This is a genomic window from Nostoc sp. (assembly GCF_036917515.1).
GTDB lineage: Bacteria > Cyanobacteriota > Cyanobacteriia > Cyanobacteriales > Nostocaceae > Nostoc.
Genome location: NZ_JBALDE010000184.1, coordinates 1 through 21721 on the forward strand (window position 1 = coordinate 1; position 21721 = coordinate 21721).

At 41.4% G+C, this 21721-nt stretch carries 19 protein-coding genes and 2 pseudogenes; 13 read left to right on the forward strand and 8 right to left on the reverse strand.

All coding sequences use genetic code 11. The annotated features are described in order from the left end of the window. Positions 1–95: 95 nt before the first annotated feature. Together V7K89_RS24525 and V7K89_RS24530 are read left to right on the forward strand one after the other, a co-directional pair. On the forward strand, positions 96–218 hold the full coding sequence (locus V7K89_RS24525) for a hypothetical protein (protein ID WP_335191799.1): 123 nt from the start codon (positions 96–98) through the stop codon (positions 216–218). Positions 219–289: 71 nt separating this feature from the next. After that, on the forward strand, positions 290–547 hold the full coding sequence (locus tag V7K89_RS24530; protein WP_335191801.1) for a DUF5678 domain-containing protein: 258 nt from the start codon (positions 290–292) through the stop codon (positions 545–547). Positions 548–558: 11 nt separating this feature from the next. Here the strand turns inward: V7K89_RS24530 and V7K89_RS24535 are convergent, their stop codons facing one another. The 5 genes from V7K89_RS24535 to V7K89_RS24555 form a co-directional block, all read right to left on the reverse strand. Continuing rightward, entirely contained in the window at positions 559–2250 is a 1692-nt protein-coding gene (locus tag V7K89_RS24535; protein WP_335191803.1) for an AIPR family protein, read from the reverse strand. A gap of 151 nt (positions 2251–2401) precedes the next feature. Then, complete coding sequence (locus V7K89_RS24540; protein WP_094350625.1) at positions 2402–2752, reverse strand: DUF1257 domain-containing protein; 351 nt, start codon at positions 2750–2752, stop codon at positions 2402–2404. A gap of 141 nt (positions 2753–2893) precedes the next feature. Further along, positions 2894–4405 carry a stress-responsive protein Ycf46 gene (gene ycf46 / locus V7K89_RS24545; RefSeq protein ID WP_322693425.1) on the reverse strand — a complete coding sequence of 504 codons (1512 nt, stop codon included), beginning with the start codon at positions 4403–4405 and terminating at the stop codon, positions 2894–2896. A 78-nt stretch (positions 4406–4483) separates the two neighbouring features. Then, entirely contained in the window at positions 4484–4837 is a 354-nt protein-coding gene (locus V7K89_RS24550; protein WP_335191805.1) for a hypothetical protein, read from the reverse strand. A gap of 210 nt (positions 4838–5047) precedes the next feature. Then, on the reverse strand, positions 5048–5332 hold the full coding sequence (locus tag V7K89_RS24555) for a hypothetical protein (RefSeq protein WP_335191807.1): 285 nt from the start codon (positions 5330–5332) through the stop codon (positions 5048–5050). Between the two features lie 122 nt (positions 5333–5454). Here V7K89_RS24555 and V7K89_RS24560 point away from each other — a divergent pair, with 122 nt between their 5' ends. From V7K89_RS24560 to V7K89_RS24570, 3 genes are all read left to right on the forward strand, one after another. Beyond that, complete coding sequence (locus V7K89_RS24560) at positions 5455–5973, forward strand: hypothetical protein (RefSeq protein WP_335191809.1); 519 nt, start codon at positions 5455–5457, stop codon at positions 5971–5973. 267 nt (positions 5974–6240) lie between these two features. Further along, positions 6241–7395 (forward strand): NAD-dependent epimerase/dehydratase family protein, encoded by a 1155-nt coding sequence (locus tag V7K89_RS24565; RefSeq protein WP_335191829.1) that lies wholly within the window; start codon positions 6241–6243, stop codon positions 7393–7395. Between the two features lie 233 nt (positions 7396–7628). Beyond that, on the forward strand, positions 7629–8771 hold the full coding sequence (locus V7K89_RS24570) for a glycosyltransferase family 4 protein (RefSeq protein ID WP_335191811.1): 1143 nt from the start codon (positions 7629–7631) through the stop codon (positions 8769–8771). Positions 8772–9215: 444 nt separating this feature from the next. Here V7K89_RS24570 and V7K89_RS24580 read toward each other — a convergent pair. Continuing rightward, positions 9216–9308, reverse strand: a pseudogene (locus tag V7K89_RS24580) (transposase family protein); the annotation flags it as partial. A gap of 310 nt (positions 9309–9618) precedes the next feature. On the opposite strand from V7K89_RS24580, the gene V7K89_RS24585 reads away from it, so the two are divergent. Further along, positions 9619–12219, forward strand: a complete 2601-nt coding sequence (locus tag V7K89_RS24585) for a GAF domain-containing protein (protein WP_335191813.1) — start codon at positions 9619–9621, stop codon at positions 12217–12219. Positions 12220–12259: 40 nt separating this feature from the next. On the opposite strand, the gene V7K89_RS24590 is transcribed toward V7K89_RS24585, so the two are convergent. Further along, positions 12260–12535, reverse strand: coding sequence for a DUF7219 family protein (locus V7K89_RS24590; protein WP_335191815.1), 276 nt, complete (start codon positions 12533–12535; stop codon positions 12260–12262). Positions 12536–13174: 639 nt separating this feature from the next. Here V7K89_RS24590 and purC point away from each other — a divergent pair. From purC to V7K89_RS24625, 7 genes and pseudogenes are all read left to right on the forward strand, one after another. Beyond that, positions 13175–13912: a phosphoribosylaminoimidazolesuccinocarboxamide synthase gene (gene purC / locus V7K89_RS24595; RefSeq protein ID WP_335191817.1), complete on the forward strand. Its 738-nt coding sequence runs from the start codon at positions 13175–13177 to the stop codon at positions 13910–13912. Between the two features lie 173 nt (positions 13913–14085). After that, on the forward strand, positions 14086–16737 hold the full coding sequence (locus tag V7K89_RS24600) for a BamA/TamA family outer membrane protein (RefSeq protein ID WP_335191819.1): 2652 nt from the start codon (positions 14086–14088) through the stop codon (positions 16735–16737). A gap of 203 nt (positions 16738–16940) precedes the next feature. Continuing rightward, positions 16941–17786, forward strand: coding sequence for a UDP-3-O-acyl-N-acetylglucosamine deacetylase (lpxC, locus tag V7K89_RS24605; RefSeq protein WP_335191821.1), 846 nt, complete (start codon positions 16941–16943; stop codon positions 17784–17786). Positions 17787–17884: 98 nt separating this feature from the next. After that, the gene (fabZ, locus tag V7K89_RS24610) at positions 17885–18415 is read left to right on the forward strand and encodes a 3-hydroxyacyl-ACP dehydratase FabZ (RefSeq protein WP_335191823.1); all 531 of its coding nucleotides are present in this window, start codon (positions 17885–17887) and stop codon (positions 18413–18415) included. A gap of 312 nt (positions 18416–18727) precedes the next feature. Next, on the forward strand, positions 18728–19546 hold the full coding sequence (gene lpxA / locus V7K89_RS24615) for an acyl-ACP--UDP-N-acetylglucosamine O-acyltransferase (protein ID WP_094350636.1): 819 nt from the start codon (positions 18728–18730) through the stop codon (positions 19544–19546). A gap of 225 nt (positions 19547–19771) precedes the next feature. Further along, on the forward strand, positions 19772–20941 hold the full coding sequence (gene lpxB, locus V7K89_RS24620) for a lipid-A-disaccharide synthase (RefSeq protein ID WP_335191825.1): 1170 nt from the start codon (positions 19772–19774) through the stop codon (positions 20939–20941). Between the two features lie 125 nt (positions 20942–21066). Further along, positions 21067–21330 (forward strand): annotated as a pseudogene (locus tag V7K89_RS24625) (DNA cytosine methyltransferase); the annotation flags it as partial. Between the two features lie 199 nt (positions 21331–21529). On the opposite strand, the gene V7K89_RS24630 reads toward V7K89_RS24625, so the two are convergent. Then, positions 21530–21721, reverse strand: a 192-nt coding sequence (locus V7K89_RS24630; RefSeq protein ID WP_335191827.1) for a hypothetical protein, incomplete at its 5' end; no start/stop codon positions are given.

The following is a 21721-nucleotide window of genomic DNA, read 5'->3' on the forward strand; positions in this document are numbered from 1 at the left end:
TTACAAATGCTCTGAATGCGGTAACTAAAAAAGACATTATTGGATGGTTCACCCACTGCTGTTACTATATTGCACCCAACTGAGAACCGCTATAGGTGCAAAAGTGGATCTCCGGCGATGCGATCGCACACTACACATTACCAGAAACAAGCAAAATGATACAGGTGCAGGGTTTTAGTTTTAGTGGTGGATTTATTTTAGATTTAAATCAGGTTTAGTAGCTAACATCTTGCACCAGACAATTAAGATAGTGCCAGAGATATTCTATATCCATAGACAAATTAAATATATGAACACAACTCCCTCTAAAAGCGAAACAGATGAAATGTTCAAGTGGTTAAATCGTAACCGCCAGATGTTATTAGATTTATATAAAAATCAATATATCGCTTACAATGCAAATGGAATAATTGCTCACAGCGAAAACTTGCGCGAAGTTTTAGCATTAGGTAATGCTTCAAAACAGCCTTTTTTAATTTACCTAGTTCCCCGTCGCACTGCTTCTATAGAAATTTTACCAATTCGCTTCTGCACCGTCGCTTTGTAACTTACATTGTTTTAAATATTGGGTGGAAAAATTTCTAAGACTTTCTCTTTTAATACTCTATGTTTATCTAAATTTCTAAATACTTGGTAAATTATTTTACCTGGATATTCGGTATAAACTGCTTCTAGAGTTTTTTCAATAACTTTATCTATAATTAACGGTAATTCATCTTTAAAGTATTCCTCAAAGTTAGCCCGAGATAAAAATAATTTTTTTTCACCTATATATTGATATACCATATGAAGAATGAATCGATTTCCAAAAATACAAGTTGCTCTGAAATCCTCGTTGATTGAACTCTTTTCTGAAAGTTTATTATCTACCAGCCGACTTATTTTAATCATTTTCCAAATTTTCTCTACTGAAATACTTGAATTAAAAATATCTGTATAAGGAGGTTTATTAACGTCATCCCATAACTTACCAATTTTATCTTTAGCTATATGTGCGTAACGTATGTCTTTTAAACCGCAGGCTAGTGCTATAGTAGCTTCATCTAAAGTACAGTTTTTATCGTCCGAGGCGTACTCGTGTTCATCTCTTTTATAATGATAATGAATTCCTTCATATGCAAATTCTTTTTGTAAATTAATATGTAAAGTATCTAATGAAATAAAATCGCGATTTTCAACTTTATTTTGAGTATTTGTAGATTTAGTAACCTTTAAAGCAAAGTCTGGAGGACAGTTTTCTAACGAAATTAACTTTATAAAAACTTTTGCCTTCTTAACTTCTTCTGAATTTGTTTGATAAGCAGTTCCCATAGTTCCTACTGTTTGAGCGCCATTAATAATAGATATTCCTTCACAATAAAAATCTCCGACAGATTTATCAGAATAACCACCCTTAACAGTCTTTTGAATTTTACTACATAAAACAGTAACTCCATTATTTAAATATAAAAATGTTTCTGGAGAATGTAAAAGAGTATCTTGGATACCATCATTTACATCTGTTAAACCCACAAAACTTCGGATATTTTTAGAAAATAAATTTTCCCTATTTTCAATCCACAATTTTGCTAATTGTTCAGCATCAATTTGTCCATACCATGTTTTATATGGTTCTTCATTCAAACCCCAATTTGTTAATCTTAGTTCATGGTTAATAAACTTATTAAGACTTTTTGATAAAGCACCGTGAGCTTCTACTAAAGAAAATATTTCTAAGAAAAATAGTTCACCTGCTTGATTCTCTTGAGCTATAAATTCTGATAATAAATCCCAATTATTCTGTCCTAGTTTTGAACCAGTATAAGCAAGACATATTTTTATTTTTACATCATAATTATTGAGATTTTTTTCTATTTCTATTTGCTTGTCTTTAACCTTCTGATTAAATTTAGCAAATTTAAACTCAATAATATTTTTTACTCCTCGTATAAACTTATCCACTTCACCTGTCTTAGGTTCTCCATTCCCTGACTCAATCCATTTTGATTGAACTAACCAAAGAGTATTTTTGTATTCTTCATAATAAATTGCATCAATTCCATTATCATTAAAACCATCAACAATTGCTTGTGCTGCTTCTTCTTCAGAAGCAGAAGCAAGACTTACTAAGCTGTAAGCAGCATAACTTCTTGATAAACAAGCTTTTTTTCTTTCCTCTTCATTTTTTTTAATGTAATCCAACATATCAATTAAGCTTATTAATTTTTCATTAAGTTTATTTTTAATATGTGTTAGTTGAAGTTGTGCCATTTTGTTATCCTTGAATTTATCTTAGAGCTAAGAATTTAAAATTTAGATAAAAATCGGGACTGAGAAATACATCTCAGCCCCGATAAAAAAGCGGGCTAACCGCTATTTATATGGTTAACCCGTGCAGCTTTGGGAACGCGCAGAGAAATTGTTATTGCAATACCAACTTCACATTGGCGTTTTGCAGACCGCGCTGTTTCACTTCAGCCAAAGTTTTGTTAACGGCATACTTTTGGTTGATTGAGTTGATCAACTCGGTTTGGTTGTGCTTCTTAGCAACGCCCCACAGGTCAGCGATTAGGTCAAAAGAACCATCGCCATTGCGAGACCAGCCGAGGTCATATTCGCCTTCCAACACAGCAACGATGTCAGAACGGACACGCTGACCGTTATAACCACGGACATCAGCTTCAGTCTTTACGCTGATACCGAGGTCGCGCAAGGAAGCCTTGAGGATTTCGGCATCGGTGATTTTGGTACGCAGGGTGCTAAAGTGAGACATTTGGGTTTCCTCCAATGAGAAGATTGAGAAAAACGACAACGGTTTGTTTTGGGCGAAGCCGCGCTTAACAGGATGCGGCTTTTCTTATAACTGCTAGCATTTTTAGCTAGCCTTTCCCCCTGGGATGGCAGAGGAAAGCTTTTAAAACTCCATTCGCTGATATTCAGCTACGGAGGATGCTGCGGGGCGCGCGCGCTGTCTGGCCCAATCTCTTAAGGCCGTTACTTGTTCTTGCATCGTTCGAGACAGCGGCAAGGTTGCCTTGAGTGCAGCAATAATATCTAGTTGGGTGAACTCCCGATCTTGGGCAAAAGCTTCATACATTGCCGCAACGATCGCTTGCTCTATTTCTGCCCCAGAAAAGCCATCAGACATCTTAGCTAGTTGCTCAAGATCAAATCGAGAGATGTCTTCACGGCGCTTGGTCAGATGAATATTGAATATCTGCTGCCGTTCTTCCGGTGTTGGCAGATCGACAAAGAAAATTTCATCAAAGCGTCCTTTCCTCAAGAACTCGCCAGGTAAGCGTTCTACTCTGTTGGCAGTTGCCATCACAAACACTGGTGATTTCTTATCTTGCATCCAAGTGAGGAAAGAGCCGAAGATTCTACTTGAAGTCCCTCCATCAGAATCAGAGGAACCTCCACTACCAGCAAAGGATTTATCTAATTCATCGATAAATAAAATCGCTGGGGAAATGGATTCTGCTGTTTTCAAAGCGTTCCGCAGATTTGCCTCGCTTCGTCCTACCATTGAGCCGTCATAGACTCGCCCCATATCCAACCGCAACAATGGTAAACCCCACAGCCGGGAAGTAGTTTTGGCAATTAATGACTTACCGCAACCGGGAACTCCTAAAATTAACATCCCCTTTGGTTGAGGCAAACCATATTCTCTCGCCCTTTCTGTAAAAGCATTAGAGCGTTGCTTGAGCCATCTTTTTAACTCTTCTAAGCCACCTACAGCATCAATAGTTTCATCTTCTTCAATGTATTCTAAGATGCCATTGCGCCGAATTAGTTGCTTTTTCTCAGATAAAACGATGTCTACTTCATCTTCTGTTAAACGCTCTTTGGTTACCTGTGCCTTACGGTAGACTTTCTCAGCTTCATCTTTAGTTAGACCTAAAGCAGCTCTGAGAAGTTTTTCTCTAGCTTCTGTGGTCAGTCGCCGACCACGATTTTGCTCTATGTGGTGAGTTAAGACTTTATTCAACTCAGCCATATCTGGCAATGTAAAGTCGAGAACAACAACTTCCTTTTCCAGTTCTATAGGTACTTGCTGCATCGGAGACATCAGAACGATGTTCTTTTGCATACCTTTGAAACTAGCGATCGCATCACGTAACGATCTGTTAGTTGCAGGCGCATCTATAAAGGGATGTAAATCTTTAAGAATAAATATACTTGGTTCTTTCTGCCGGATGATCCACTCAATCGCCGCCTCTGGAGACACAGTATTATGTTGGGTGACATTCCGGGGTTGACCATACTCAACAATCCCGTGTGTTACTGTCCAAACAAATACTCGGCGCTGGGGCTTTAACGACTGGGCGATTGTGGAAATTGCTTGCTCGGCCCGCTCTTCCTCGGAGGTAACAAGGTAGATTAAAGGGTATTGAGCTTGAATTAGGATCTTGAGCTCTTCGTTCATACTTCGACCTACTTGAGACCTTATAGAGACAGTAGAGACATTGCTTCTGGTAAAAACAACCGAATCATGAATATTTATCTAGCAAGGAACTAATTCTTCCTCACCCTTGGGATTGGTTTCATCTTCATCCATCTCATTAAGAGAAAGGTGCTCTTGACCAACTACTCCTGGTTGATTGCCTAAAGCAACCAGTTCCCCATCACGTAAGACAAGTGAGCTATCACAAGTTGGACATGAATAAACTCTATGAGTCCGCCCATAAGAAGAATCTTCTAACTCGTCAACCAATTCTTGATTGGATAGGTAAAAACCAAGGGCACGTTCGGCAAGTTCTGACATTGGCTCGGAATCAACTGCTGAACGAATCTTCAGCTTTCTGTGCAACTCTGGCGATAAATACAAAGTGACCTTTTGCTTAGTTTGCGTTTGCATATAACTCTTTAACGGTCTTACCCGGGTATGTATATCAAGTTATCGGTTCTTTTATTGGTTGTCAAGACGGTAAAACGTTTTAACGCTAATTTTGTTACATTTTTTTACAAATTGGAATAAAATGCTGTTTATTGAGTGATTGATTGTTCAATACAAAGCTGTCAGAATTAATTTTTGATGGGAATTAGCGATCTCTAAACCAACGATTGTCTACTTTTTAATTCTTTGGAGCGTCACCAAGTCGGTGATATGGTATTCATCCCTGTTTATCCAAATTTGCGCGTGGATGCGAGATACCACATCTGAATCTGGTAAGCCATAAATATCAATATCTGGGGGTTTTTGGTCGTTTGGCTTACCGATGCAAACTATAGAAAGATTTAACGAGAGAAATCTGGCGGAAATTGCAAATATGTGTTTGTTTGGAAGTGAAAAAGCTCTAAATTTAGCCGAACTGTCTAAGATACACTGTCTATAGTTTGTGTGATAAAGCACTTTCTCTGAGCTTCTTCTACCAAGATTTCAGAAGAGAATGGTAAATATCCTGAATATTATTGAATTTTTAATGAACGCTGTTTCGGTGCATTTCCCGATTCTTGGCAAAATGTGTGATGTAAATGGCTACTGCTAATAAAATCTGTAGTTTAGGGCGAAGAATTTATCGGTTTGCCGCCAGCGTTAGCAGAGTCATTGTCCTGTTAATAATGCTGTCGGGTTGTACTGCAAATGATTTTAACGCCAAAGTGATCGTCTGGAAAACTTATAGCAACTCCCGTTATGGCTTTGAATTTCCATACCCGAGTAACTGGACTTTATTAGCAGCATCAGAAAATGGTGATGGGATTGCGTTTATTTCACCACAGGATAACTCAGTGGAAATTCGCGGGTGGGCAAGTCATCAGCTACCAAACGACCGAGAGTCCGTGAAAAAGATAAAATCCAACTTTCAGACAGTTCAAGGAGTATCTGGGGTGCTGGTCGTAGAAGTTGATCGACAAGCAGGTTCGATGACACTGACGCTAACTCAGAGTCAAGTGAAATACCATTTACAGGGACGGAGCAAGAGCCAAGAATTTCAAAATTACTATCGTTTGTTTTATTACATTGCCCAGCAGTATCGAATTTCAAAGTTTTAATGGGGCATTAGGCATTGGGCATGGAGAAGAGACAAGGTAGACGAAGAAGAGGGGAAAGACAAGGAGAGAAGTCTGAGCGCCGGAAGCCGGCGCTCAGAACTTCGGAGAGAGACTTGTTCAATAATTCCCCCTTGTCCCCTTGTTCACTTGTTTCCCTCATCTCCCCGCTTCTCACTCCCCCCAAAATCCACATCTCCCCCAGAATAATGATTAAGAGGGTACAGAAACCTGATAGATTTAGCTATCAGCGAGTAAAAACTGGTGAAGATGAAAGTCCTGGTTATTGGTGGTGATGGATATTGCGGTTGGGCAACTGCTCTTTACCTTTCCAATCGAGGTTATGAAGTTGGAATTCTAGATAGTTTGGTGCGGCGGCACTGGGATAATGAACTTGGTGTCGAAACTCTCACTCCGATCGCACTAATTCAACAACGTCTCCAGCGCTGGCAAGATTTGACGGGTAAATCTATCGACTTGTTCATCGGCGATATCACGAATTACGAATTTCTCCATAAAACATTACAGCAATTTCAGCCAAATGCCCTAGTGCATTTTGGCGAACAGCGTTCGGCCCCATTTTCCATGATTGACCGAGAACATGCAGTTGTTACTCAGGTCAATAATGTAGTTGGGACGTTGAACTTGCTGTACGCCATGCGGGAAGATTTCCCCGACTGTCATTTGGTGAAGCTGGGAACGATGGGCGAATACGGTACACCCAACATTGATATCGAAGAAGGGTATATCACCATTGAACACAATGGACGCAAGGATACCCTACCTTATCCCAAACAACCCGGTTCAATGTACCATTTAAGCAAAGTCCATGATAGTCATAACATCCACTTTGCTTGCCGGATTTGGGGATTGCGGGCAACAGATTTAAATCAAGGTGTAGTTTATGGCGTCTTAACCGAAGAAACAGGGATGGACGAACTATTGATTAATCGGCTGGATTATGATGGTGTGTTTGGTACAGCGCTAAACCGCTTTTGTATTCAAGCAGCGATCAAACACCCGTTAACTGTCTATGGTAAAGGTGGACAAACTCGCGGATTTTTGGATATTCGGGATACAGTAAGATGTGTGGAATTAGCGATCGCTAATCCTGCCGAAGCTGGTGAATTCCGCGTATTTAACCAATTTACCGAACAATTTAGCGTCGGCGATTTGGCATTGATGGTGAAAAAAGCTGGTAATGCTATCGGATTGAACGTAGAAATCAATCATTTAGATAATCCCAGAGTTGAAAAAGAAGAACATTACTTCAACGCTAAAAATACAAAATTGCTTGATTTAGGTTTACAGCCTCACCTGCTCTCTGATTCTCTGCTCGATTCTTTGTTAAACTTTGCTATCAAGTATCAGAAACGAGTCGATTACAAACAAATTCTGCCTAAAGTCTCTTGGCACAGAAATTAGCGTAAACCCCAGTAAATCGTGGGTCTAAAATTGGTCGTTGTATTTTAGCACAATATGACGACTAACCAGTTATTATTTATCAGGTGTATCGTCCAGCTACTACTAAATTTGCCGTTTACTACAGTTATTTTGACTGTGGAGAGTTGATTACACCACAGGAGAGAGTTTACTCTGTGTTTGATACCGAAATCCAAGCAAAGCTGAGATTATCTGCCTGGACTGAATAGTTTTTTATGAGAATTGCCCTATTTACCGAAACCTTTTTACCCAAGGTTGACGGCATTGTAACGCGCTTGCGCCATACTGTTGACCATTTACAGCGTAGTGGTAATCAAGTACTGGTGATTGCCCCTGATGGAGGCATCACAGAACACAAAGGCGCTAAAGTTTACGGCGTTACTGGCTTTCCTCTGCCATTGTATCCAGAATTAAAAATGGCACTTCCCCGCCCAGCCATTGGTTACACTTTAGAAGAGTTCAAGCCAAATATTATTCATGTCGTGAATCCAGCAGTTTTAGGTTTATCTGGCATATTTTATAGCAAAATCCTCAAAATACCCTTAGTAGCGTCTTATCACACGCATTTACCCCAATATCTCCAGCATTACGGCTTGGGGATGCTGGAAGGTTTTCTTTGGGAACTGCTCAAAGGCGCTCATAATCAAGCAGCTTTAAATCTGTGTACCTCTACAGCAATGGTGGAGGAATTGACAGCACATGGTATTGAACGTGTAGATTTGTGGCAGCGCGGGGTGGATACGGAATTATTTCACCCCGATTTAGCTAGTGTAGAAATGCGATCGCACTTATCACAAAATCATCCAGAAAGTCCATTGCTACTTTACGTTGGGCGGCTTTCGGCTGAAAAAGAAATTGAGCGTATCAAACCAATCTTAGAAGCAATTCCCCAAGCGCGGTTGGCATTGGTTGGAGATGGGCCGCACCGTCAAGCATTGCAAAAACACTTTGCTAACACAAACACTTATTTTGTTGGCTATCTTATGGGGCAAGAGTTAGGTTCTGCCTTTGCGAGTGCTGATGCCTTCATCTTTCCTTCCCGTACAGAAACACTAGGCTTAGTACTACTAGAAGCGATGGCTGCTGGCTGTCCCGTGGTAGCAGCTCGTTCCGGGGGAATTCCTGATATTGTGACAGATGGGGTAAATGGATATCTTTTTGAGCCAACAGCAGATGTTCAAGGAGCGTTAGCTGCTACTGTTCGACTCTTAGAACAAAAACAACAACGAGACACCATCCGTCAAAATGCCCGCCAGGAAGCAGAAAGTTGGGGTTGGGCAGCTGCCACTAGGCAGCTACAAGATTACTATCAAAAGGTGATATTTTCTGAACAGTTGGCATCAGGGAGTAGGGAGTGAGGAGATGAGGGAGTGAGGGAGAAAAATTAATAACTAGTAACAAATGACTCATAGAACTCTTACATAAATATTTTGTAGGATGATTGAGGGTTATTTTGATTTCCATTTTGGGACATTAAAATAGTCAGAGGTTGTCATTTTGTTCTAGTAAGTATTATCTGGCGCTCGCTAACTAAAAAGATGGTAGTAAACATTCTTTCAGTTATTGATTAATCCTGAAATTATGGGATTAAATTAATTCTTTTATCTGATTTATAGTGCTAATTAGTGATTATAAATTCCCGCAATTAGATTTGATCTTAAATCAAAACGTCGGTGTCGATTTCGATATCTATAGGACTCATATTTGATTTCTGAACAAGATTTCAGATAAAACCCTGATAAAACGAGCTTTTCAGTCTCAGTATGTTTTCATAAATCAAATGGGAGTCCTATATAATCCTAAATATTAAAGATTTTTAGACGACGATTTCTGTGTTCAACAGTGATTCTTAATCGATTGAGTTCTCGATTATATTTTTTCTGTTCATTCGTCAATAAAGAGCTAAGTTTGAGAAGTACCATAAGTAGTACCTGCCGACCACATCAAGAAAGCATTTCATGAACGAGTAAGCTTTTCCTACCTATAAAAAATTTTTGGACAATTATTATATCTAACTCCACTGTCTTTGTTAAGCATAGCGATGGCAGTACTGCATCAAGGACAATCGCCTGCCCGATCCCAAGACCTTCACTGTTCAATAGCTTTAAAACCTGTAGCGCTTATCCCACAAAGCTTAGAGCTTTTCTTAGTGCCATTCGACTAATGCCCAATGCCCAAAATTAAAATCTAAAATCTAAAATTACCATGACACTTCCCAACCCTGGCAGCGTCTTGGCTACATTAACTGAACTGACTCAAGTTAATCGTACTCACGCTCTACTGCATCGCGTCAAAGACTTATCTGTTAATGAATTTGTTTGCTTACTCGACTTTATAACTGCTGAGTTCCAGCAATTTCTTAGAGCTATTGAACTGATCAATAATGAAGCTCTAGAAACTATGTTGGAGAAAGTGCTAGAAGCTATCACACTCAAAATTGGTCAAATTCTCCAAGCAGAACACACAGCCATTTTTTTAGTTGATTATGACAAAGGTCAACTGTGGTCAAAAGTTCCTCAAGATAATACTCAAAAATTCTTAGAAATTCGTATTCCCATTACAGTGGGTATCCCCGGTCATGTTGCTAGTACAGGTCAATATCTAAATATATCTGAAACTTATACTCATCCCCTATTTAGCCCAGAACTTGAAAAACAAATGGGTTACAAAATCCATAATATTTTATGTATGCCTGTTATCAGTAGCAAAAACCAGACTGTAGCGGTGGTTCAACTGGCAAATAAAACTGGGAATATTCCGTTTAATCATGATGATGAAGAACGTTTTCGAGACTTTGCTGCTTCGATTGGTATTATCCTGGAAAGCTGCCAATCTTTTTATGTAGCGGCTCGTAATCAAAGAGGCGCAACAGCTTTGTTGCGGGCAACTCAGACACTGGGGCAAAGTTTAGATTTAGAAGCAACTTTGCAGATAGTCATGGAACAAGCTCGAATTTTAATGCAAGCAGACCGCAGCACACTGTTTTTATATCGTAAAGAGCTGAACGAACTCTGGACGAAAGTTGCAGTAGCAGCAGATGGCACAAACTTGATAGAAATTCGCATTCCCGCTAACCGTGGCATTGCTGGATATGTAGCTTCTACTGGTGAAGCCTTAAATATTTCCGATGCTTATAAAGACCCCCGTTTTGACCCGACTACAGATAAAAAAACTGGTTATATAACTCGCAATATCCTGTGTTTACCAGTATTTAATTCTGCAAATGAATTGATTGGTGTTACACAATTAATCAATAAACAACAAAGCAGCTTTACTGCTTCTGATGAAGAGTTTATGCGGGCTTTTAATAATCAGGCAGGAATTGCCTTAGAAAATGCTCGGCTGTTTGAAAATGTACTGTTAGAAAAACAGTATCAAAAAGATATTTTACAAAGTCTGTCAGATGCTGTGATTTCTACAGATATGGCAGGACAGATTGTCACGATTAATGATGCAGCCCTAGAGTTACTAGGTTGTCCGATAGGAGACGCTAATAGTAAGAACAACAAGCTTTTGTGGGAACAAAATTTGATTGCTCGCCTAGTTTGGGAAGTTGTGCCAATTGAAAATCTCCAAATGCGACTAGAAGATAGTCTAAAAACTGGAGCAAGACATTATGTGCCAGAGCAAAGTTTGATACTGGGACTTTACCAAGTGCTAAGTGAAAATCAGGACGGGCTAAACGCTTCGCTACCGTTAACAGGACTTAGGAATCAGCACTCAATTTTAGCAGTGCGCGATCGCACTAACCCCGATACTTTTATTCCTTGGAATCAATCTCTGACCCCCCAATCTGAGTTTCTCACTTCTGATGAAGTACAAACGTTAGAGCGCAATATTAATCTTACTGTTAATCCCCTAACTAACCCAGAAGGCGGTGTACGCGGTGGTTTAGTGGTCTTAGAAGACATTACTCAGGAAAAACGGATGAAAACTACCATGTCCCGCTACCTGACGCCCCATGTAGCTGAACAAGTTATGGCACTGGGGGAAGATGCTTTAATGGTAGGCGAACGGAAGGAAGTAACTATCTTGTTTTCTGATATCCGAGGCTACACAACACTTACCGAAAATCTCGGTGCAGCTGAGGTAGTATTGCTGCTCAATCAGTACTTTGAAACGATGGTGGAGGCAGTTTTTAACCATGAAGGCACTCTCGATAAATTTATTGGTGATGCCTTAATGGCGGTATTTGGTGCGCCGCTACCATTAACAGAAAATCATGCTTGGAGGGCTGTGCAGTCAGCGTTAGATATGAGACGTCGCTTAGAGGAATTTAACCAACGGCGAATTATCCAGGCGCAGCCACAAATTCGTATTGGTATTGGCATTAGTTCTGGGGATGTAGTTTCGGGTAATATTGGTTCCCGCAAACGGATGGATTATACCGTTATTGGAGATGGTGTAAATTTGAGTTCGCGCTTAGAAGCGGTAACTAAAGATTACAGTTGTGATATTCTTTTAAGTGAATTTACTTATCAATTGTGCAGCGATCGCATTTGGGTGCGCCAGTTAGATAAAATCCGCGTCAAAGGGAAACACCAGGCAGTTAATATCTACGAGTTAATTGGCGCTCGCACTACTCCTTTAGATGCCAACACCCAAGAGTTTTTATTTCACTATCATACTGGACGCACTGCTTATTTATCACGCAACTTTTCACAAGCGATCGCTTGTTTCGAGTCTGCCAAATCTATCCAACCTCAAGACCAAGCTGTTGATATCCACCTAGAGCGTGCGCGTAATTATCAACAAACGCCGCCTCCAGAGTCTTGGGATGGTGTCTGGACAATGTTTACTAAGTAGTCATTTATCATTGGTCAATTCCCCATGCCCAATACCCCATTCAACCTTGAGTCTCTCCTTGGTTATCTTGAAAGGGATCTTCGCCAATTCCTAGCTCTTTTTTAGAGCGTTTCAATTGTTTCCACAGATCCTTTATTTGTTCGTAAGCTGCACCTGGAGGCACTTTTCCAGCTGTTTCTAAGTTGCAAATGTAACTTACACGTTGGGCAAATTCCTGGAGATTTGCATTAAAAACCAAGTTTTCTGGCTTAACCTGACCGTAGTAGCGACCGCGAGGGTAGAGAAAATCATCCTTGTTCACTATTTTTTTCTCCATTTATTTAATTGACCTTGTGTTTGGGTTTCTGAAGCTGAATTACTAGCTAACCTAATCTTTCTGTTGCCAGATTGAGGTAAATCAGATCGTCCAATTCCCTTTTCAATTAGTTGATACAGGAATTGGTTAATTCAAATTTTGAGACTAGAGGGTAAAGCTTGAAATATTTTGTGTTGTAAATATTACAAAAAAAGTTTCCGCTAAAGTAACTAGAGAGAACATTTGATTTTCCTCACGGTTATCAATTTATCTCATCTTAATTTATGAAGTTCAAATTGTAATTAGCTTCAATCGAAACCTTTAGGTACAAACTATTATCGCATATCAGTATGTCTTGGTAACTTATTCTTTCAAAACTAATTAAAATTCTGATAGTAAAACTACTTAGGTGAAGATACTAGATATGAAAGCCAATTGTCCTCTGTTAAAAGTTAGAGATTTTGTTCTAAATATTTGGCAACTGGCTATTAAGCAGCAATTAAGAAGAGAAAATGGGGCTGGGTATTGATTATTAATTATTTTACCCTGTCCTGCTTTCTCTTAAATAATCACCAATGGCTAATAGTTAATAACTAAAGATAAAATGGTGAAGCTTCAAAGGACAATTGTTGTCCATCGCCTAAAACATTACCTGCCACCATGTCTGTTAATTCCAAGTTATACGAAGGCAAAGCGAAAATTCTTTATACAACGGACGATCCAGAAGTCTTGTTGGCTGATTTTAAGGACGATGCTACGGCGTTTAACGCCCAAAAACGTGGCAACATCGAAGGTAAAGGAAAAATTAATTGTGACATTTCCAGCCAGCTTTTTAAACAGTTGGAAGCTTATGGTATAAAGACTCACTTTATCGACAGCCCTGCCCCGAATCAAATGCGAGTGAGGGCTGTAAAGATTTTACCTCTAGAAGTAGTGATCAGAAATATTGCTGCTGGCAGTCTGTGTCAACAAACAGGTTTACCAGTGGGTACAATTCTGAAACAGCCTTTAGTTGAATTTTATTACAAAAATGATCAATTAGGAGATCCTTTGTTGACACGCGATCGCTTGTACCTGCTAGAACTAGCGACTGCGGAACAAGTAGACGCAATTACACATCTAGCATTGCAAATCAATGAATTTCTCAATAACTTTTGGCAGCGGTGTGGCATTACCCTAGTAGACTTCAAACTAGAGTTTGGTTTGGACTCACAACAGCAGTTGCTCTTGGCAGATGAAATTAGCCCCGACACCTGCCGTTTGTGGGATACCGCAGAAAAGGATACAAATCGGCGGGTAATGGACAAAGATCGCTTTCGCCGAGACTTAGGAAATGTAGAGGATGCCTACCAGGAGGTTTTACAAAGAGTGCTAAAAGCAGTAGAAACTATAAGTTAACCAGGTAAAAACCAAAAGGTGAGAAGGAATTATATTTAACTTTTGCCTTTTGCCTTTTGCCTTGTAAAGTAAAAAAGCAAAAGAAAAAAATTATGTTTTGAGTTTTACCTTGGGCATAAGGGCATTATTGCCTTGTGATGGTGTGTGTGGTCGTGAAGAGGAATATAAGTAAAATGCGTTTATCTCCCGTATTGCTGGCAGCAGTAGCAATTGCAGCCCCTTTGGGTAGTTCATTAAGTGCGAATGCAGAAACCGCCAACAATCCCAAACAGACAACAGAAGTTTTGACACTAGAAAAAAATCAGCACTCACAAAAGAACACTGGTCAGGTTAACTCTAGTAAAAGTCTAGAATCTCAACCTAAATCTACAGCAACTATAGAGGCAGAGCGTCCCCAATCCCGCGTGGTCGCAATTTACCCCGCCAACCCAGCAGCAAGCGCGACTCCAAAGGTAATTGTGCCAACCTCCACAACATCAATAACTGCACAAATCCCTGAAATTAATCCCAGTCCTACTCAACAGCCGTCTCCGTCTCCAGACATTCCACCGCCAGAAATTCAACAACCAACGCCTTCCCCAACTCCTGAAACTACTCCAGTTCCAGAAAATGTAAATCCACCGACAACAGAACCTTTATTACCCACAACTCCAGAACCATCAGCTACTCCAGATATTCCTCCCCCGGCTAGTCAACAAAGAACACCTACGTTATTCCCAGGCGCTACTCCTAGTCCGCAGAATGTAAATCCACCGACAACTCCGGGCAATACTCCATTCCCAGGCGCTACTCCCAGTCCGCAAAATGTAAATCCACCGACAACTCCAGGTGCTACTCCATTCCCAGGTGCTACTCCCAGTCCGCAAAATGTAAATCCACCGACAACTCCAGGTGCTACTCCCAGTCCGCAGAATGTTAACCCATCGGCAACTCCGGACAATAATCAACCCAATACAGCCCCAGAAGCCAACGATCCCCGCGTATTGGTATCAGAAGTAGTAGTTAGATCCCAGTCTGGCCAACTATTACCAGAACTGGAAAGCCAAGTTTACAGAGTAATTCGTACCCAACCAGGACAAACGACAACCCGCAGCCAATTGCAAGAAGATATTAACGCCATCTTTGGTACTGGCTTTTTCTCCAACGTCCAAGCAGCGCCAGAAGATACCCCCTTGGGAGTGCGGGTGAGCTTTGTTGTGCAACCTAACCCCATCCTCAGCAAAGTAGAAGTGCAAGCCAATCCTGGAACTGGTGTCGCTTCTGTGCTACCAGCTAATACTGTGGATGAAATATTCCGAGAGCAGTATGGCAAAATCCTCAACTTGCGTGACTTGCAAGAAGGCATCAAGCAGTTAAACAAGCGGTATCAAGACCAAGGTTACGTACTAGCGAACGTAATTGGAGCGCCCCAAGTCTCTGAAAACGGAGTTGTTACCTTGCAAGTAGCAGAAGGTGTAGTAGAAAACATTAGAGTTCGGTTCCGCAATAAAGATGGTCAGGAGACAGACGAAAAAGGACAACCGATTCGCGGACGGACACAGGATTATATCATTACACGAGAATTGGAGTTGAAGCCAGGACAAGTATTCAATCGCAACACAGTGCAAAAAGACCTACAGCGCGTGTATGGACTGGGACTGTTTGAAGATGTGAATGTGTCCCTTGACCCTGGTACTGACCCCAGCAAAGTGGATGTAGTCGTGAATGTAGCTGAACGCAGCAGCGGTTCTATTGCGGCTGGGGCAGGGATTAGTTCTGCTAGCGGACTTTTTGGAACAGTAAGTTATCAACAGCAAAACCTGAACGGTAGGAACCAAAAACTGGGGACAGAAATACAGGTGGGAGAACGGGAACTGCTGTTTGACGTGCGGTATACCGACCCTTGGATCGCAGGAGATCCTTATCGGACTTCCTACACAACCAATATTTTCCGCCGCAGTTCTATTTCGTTGATTTTTGATGGTCAAGATGAAGACATTAGGACGTTTAATCCAGATAATCCTACTGATACAAGTTCTCAGGATCGCCCCCGCATTCTCCGTATAGGTGGTGGTGTCACCTTTACCCGTCCCTTGTCTGCCAATCCTTATAAAACTTCTGTCTGGACTGCCTCAGCGGGTTTACAGTATCAACGAGTTTCCGCCCGTGATGCTGATGGCAATCTTAGAAAAACAGGAGCTGTATTTGATGATGATACTGGAAACCGCATCAGTGATGAAATTCCATTGACTCTCTCTAGCGGCGGTCAAGACGATTTACTACTGTTTCAAGTAGGGGCACAGCGCGATCTCCGTAATAACCCCCTGCAACCTACTAGCGGTTCTTATCTCCGCTTTGGAATCGATCAGTCAGTCCCTGTAGGCTTAGGCAATATCTTCCTAACTAGATTGCGGGGTAGCTACAGCCAATATTTACCCATTAAGCTGATTAGCCTCAGCAAAGGGGCACAAACCTTAGCATTTAACCTGCAAGCAGGAACTATCCTTGGTGACTTGCCTCCCTACGAAGCTTTTACCCTGGGGGGTAGCAACTCCGTCCGGGGTTATGAAGAAGGAGCATTAGGTAGTGGACGCTCTTATGTGCAAGCATCAGTTGAGTATCGGTTTCCAGTTTTTTCAGTAGTCAGTGGCGCACTATTTTTTGATCTCGGTAGTGACCTGGGAACTAGTACTAGGGCTGCTGAAGTGTTGAACAAAAATGGCAGTGGCTATGGTTATGGTCTTGGCGTTCGCGTCCAGTCTCCACTGGGGCCAATTCGGATTGATTACGGTATCAACGATGATGGTGATAGCCGGATTAATTTCGGTATTGGCGAAAGATTTTAATTAGTCATTAGTCATTGGTCATTGGTCATTAGTGAATAACAAAGGACTAATGACAATTCTCTTTCCTAATGAGCTTGCTAATTGTTACATTTACCTCAATACTGTTCCGATAAAGGGATTAATGAGATTTTTCGGGAAATATCAGGGATTTTACCAAAACAGACAATGAACAATACTAAAGGAAATATATTAACTTTTCGGCTATGCGACAGCACACTCTAGCAGCCCAAATCACCCAAATAGGGGTGGGATTGCATAGCGGTGTGAATACCCAAGTGCGGATACTACCAGCTGAGGTGGGAAGTGGACGCTACTTTGTGCGGGTGGATTTACCGGATTTGCCGATAATTCCAGCCCAAGTTGCAGCAGTTAGTCACACTGTTCTCTCAACTCAGTTGGGTAAGGGTGAAGTATATGTTCGCACGGTAGAGCATTTGTTGGCAGCACTTTCGAGTATGGGCGTGGATAATGCCCGAATAGAAATTGATGGTTCAGAAGTCCCACTTTTAGATGGTTCAGCAAGTGTGTGGACAGCCAATATTGCCCAAGTTGGCTTAGTCTCACAACCCGTTAATAATCAAGTTCAGGCTGTTACAGAACCAATATGGGTCTATCAAGGGGATGCCTTTGTATGTGCCCTCCCAGCACCAGAAACCCGCTTTAGTTACGGTATTGATTTTGACCTGCCCGCTATCGGTAATCAATGGTATAGCTGGTCACTAACTCCTGAACTAGGAAAAGCTTCTGCTAGCTTTGCTACGGAAATTGCTCCCGCTCGTACTTTTGGGTTACTGCATCAAATTGAACACTTACAAAAAACAGGGTTAATTAAAGGTGGTAATTTGGATAATGCACTCGTTTGTGGACCAGAAGGCTGGCTAAATCCACCGTTGAGATTTGCAAATGAGCCAGTCCGTCATAAAATCTTGGATTTAGTAGGAGATTTGAGTTTACTAGGAACTTTTCCTCGTGCTCATTTTTTAGCGTATAAAGCCAGCCACAATTTACACATTCAACTGGCTCAAAGAATTTTAGATTTGGGATTTTAGATTTTGAATTAGAACTAAAACCTGAAATCTAAGCTTATTAAGCTTTGGATATACGTCTACCTACTCAACTTTCAGATAAAAAATCAACTACACGGCCAATGTCAATCCTCACTGAAGTAAATAGCATCGATACGACTACACCTACATCTACCGAACCAGAGGCTATAAATGAGATTACAATCAGTTCTGAGATTAAAACAACTTTTACATCTGAAGAAATTCAGAAATTGCTACCCCACCGCTACCCATTTTTACTTGTAGACAAAATAATTGACTATGTTCCAAGTAAAAAAGCTGTTGGAGTTAAAAATGTCACTATCAACGAACCCCATTTTCAAGGACATTTCCCTGAACGTCCACTGATGCCAGGGGTGCTAATTGTTGAAGCAATGGCACAAGTTGGGGGCATTGTTCTAACTCAAATGTCTTCGGTCGAAGGCGGACTGTTCGTCTTTGCTGGTATCGATAAAGTTCGCTTTCGTCGCCAGGTCGTGCCGGGGGATCAACTAGTCATGACAGTGGAACTGTTATGGGTAAAACAACGTCGTTTCGGTAAGATGCAAGGTCGTGCCGAAGTTGATGGTCAACTTGCTTGTGAAGGAGAATTAATGTTTTCTTTAGTTAGCTAAAAGTTTGCTTTTGTGGTATGGGTATAGCCGTGAAATGCCCTTGCTGAATCCTGAAACCAGATAACAGTAAAAAGATATCCACAATAGCATCTGATAATTTCTTGATTTTCGCCGCCCTCTCTACGAGACGCACTCACAAACACATTTAACTTGCTTTGCCCGACACTTTCGTTCACTGAAATATTTCACGCTCAACAACGCCAGTTGCCTCAATGGGGCGGTAGTCGGTACAACTCTCTTAACCAGAGTAACGCGCTGCCTCAAAAACCCCGCCTGGCGCTGGATTATTAAGACAGTTCTGGAGATTCACCCTTGAAAACGCTAATTCATCCAACTGCTGTAATTCATCCGAAATCGGAACTCCACCATACAGTGCAAGTCGGTGCCTATGCTGTGATTGGAGCGCATGTCAAAGTGGGCCCTGAAACAATAATCGGCGCTCATGCAGTGCTAGAGGGACCTTGTGAAATTGGGGCGCAAAATCAGATTTTTACAGGTGCAGCCATCGGCATGGAACCCCAGGATCTGAAGTTTGTGGGAGAACCAACTTGGGTCAAAATTGGTGATAACAACTTGATTCGTGAGTACGTTACCATTAACCGCGCTACTGGTGCTGGTGAAGCGACGGTAATTGGCGATGGGAACCTACTGATGGCTTATGTCCATGTGGCTCATAACTGCGTGATTGAAGACCAAGTAGTGATTGCTAACTCTGTGGCGTTAGCTGGTCATGTCCATATAGAATCACGCGCTAGGCTTAGTGGGGTTTTAGGTGTTCATCAATTTGTGCATATTGGTAGACAAGCAATGGTCGGAGGTATGGCACGTATTGACCGGGATGTGGCCCCATATATGTTGGTGGAGGGAAATCCAGCGCGGGTGCGAACCCTCAATCTTGTGGGACTCAAACGGTCTGGTATGGATTCAGCAGATTTGCTTATGCTGAAAAAAGCCTTCCGCATTCTCTATCGTTCTAATTTGTCTTTTAAGGATGCTTTGGAACAGTTGGAATTGTTAGGAGATAGCGAAGAATTGCAGCATCTGCGACGCTTCCTGCTACTTTCTCAGATGCCTGGAAGACGTGGCTTGATTCCTAGTAAAGGGAAAAAAGGCGCAAGTGATGAATCGTGAGATGTAAGATATATCATGTCTGTTGAATTACCCATAATCAAAGCACCCCACCTCAACCCCTCCCCGCAAGCGAGGAGGGGAGCAAAAGCGTAGCTTGGTGGGGTGGGATTATGAGGAATTGTGGTTAATTTTCCAGACATCATAATTTATGAGTTATGAGTTGATGAATTGAATTTTTAACTCCTAACTCCTAACTCTTAATTTTTACTAATTACCAATTATCAAATGCGGATATTTATCAGCACTGGTGAAGTCTCTGGCGATTTACAAGGGTCGCTGCTAATTTCAGCGCTGAAGCGTCAAGCTGTGGCGATTGGGTTGAAATTAGAGATTGTGGCACTGGGTGGCGAGAAAATGGTAGAGGCTGGGGCAACTCTGTTGGGAAATACTAGTAGTATTGGCTCAGTGGGTATTCAAGAAGGGCTGCCTTATGTTTTACCGACTCTCCAGGTGCAACGACGGGCGATCGCTTCCCTAAAACAAAATCCACCGGATTTAGTAGTGCTGATCGATTATATGACTCCCAATCTGGAAATTGGGACTTATATGAAACAGCATCTACCAAATGTGCCTGTGGTGTATTACATTGCTCCCCAAGAGTGGGCTTGGTCAATAAGTTTGCGTAGAACTAAGCGGATTGTTGGTTTTACAGATAAGCTGTTGGCAATCTTTCCACAAGAAGCCCGTTACTTTCGCGAGAAAGGTGCAAAAGTTAGTTGGGTGGGACATCCTTTAGTTGACCGAATGCAAGATGCTCCTAGTAGGGAAGCAGCTCGTGCCAGACTGGGGATTGCACCAGAAGAAATTGCGATCGCACTCCTCCCCGCCTCTCGCCACCAAGAACTAAAATATCTTTTACCAATTATTTTTCAAGCTGCCCAAACTATTCAAGCTAAATTACCTGAGGTTCGTTTCTGGATTCCCTTGTCGCTGGAAGTCTATAGACAGCCAATTGAGGAGGCTATTAAGCGTTATGGTTTGCAGGCTACAGTTCTATCAGATCAACACAAGGAAGTTTTTGCCGCTGCTGATTTAGCCATTAGCAAATCTGGTACTGTCAATCTAGAACTTGCTCTGTTAAATGTGCCACAGGTTGTAGTTTATCGCCTCAGTCGTCTAACTGCGTGGATAGCTCGGAAAATCCTCAAAGGTTCAATAACCTTCGCATCGCCACCTAATTTAGTAGTGATGAAGCCGATTGTGCCAGAATTTTTACAAGAGCAAGCGACAGCAGAAAATATTACCCAAGCAGCAATGGAACTGCTACTCAATCCCAGTCGCAGAGAGCAAACTTTGCTAGATTATGAAGAAATGCGGCAAAGTTTGGGAGAAGTTGGGGTTTGCGATCGCGCTGCTCAAGAAATTTTGCAAATGTTATCAGGGACTAGAGACTAGGAACTGGGGATTGGGGACTGGGGAGTAGGAAAATTTTGTATATTTAATACGCGATACTCAATACCCAATTCCCAATCTCTAATCCCCAATACCCAATCCCCAATCCCTATCCCTTTAGAGTCGTCATGGCTTATGAGATGAAAAAACAAAGAGCGATCGCAGTTGACTTATTTGCTGGCGCGGGCGGTATGACTCTTGGCTTTGAGCAAGCTGGCTTTGATGTGCTGGCGTCTGTGAAAATCGACCCGATCCACTGTGCAACACATGAGTTTAACTTCCCTTATTGCTCAGTGTTATGTAAAAGTGTTGTGGATACAACTGGGGAAGAAATTAGGAATCGGTCTAAGATTGGCGATCGTGAAATTGATGTGATAATTTGTGGCTCACCTTATAACAACAACTAGGCTAATCTTCATAGTAAAGTTACTATATTAAATCTTCCATGAAGTAGAAAGTGATAAGTCTAGAAAGAGCAATTGATCCTCAAACAGAGGAAAGATTCTGCTGTGTACTTAATACAGAAACTTGTTTGCCAATAAAACCAATCCAGCGATACTTAAACTAAAGTTGATGTTTTATTTCGTCGCTCTATAGGAAGATTTGAAGTAGCGCCAGTTTATCAACCCAAAGTTTTATGTTTTGGACTAATTCCGTTTTGGTTAAGAGATTTTGTTGAAGAAGCAGACTTGAAGGGGCGACAATAATCGTAAAAGTGTTACAGGTAAAGGGATTGAAGTAAAAAACCCTCTCAAAAAAATGAAGCTTATTGACAATAACTGT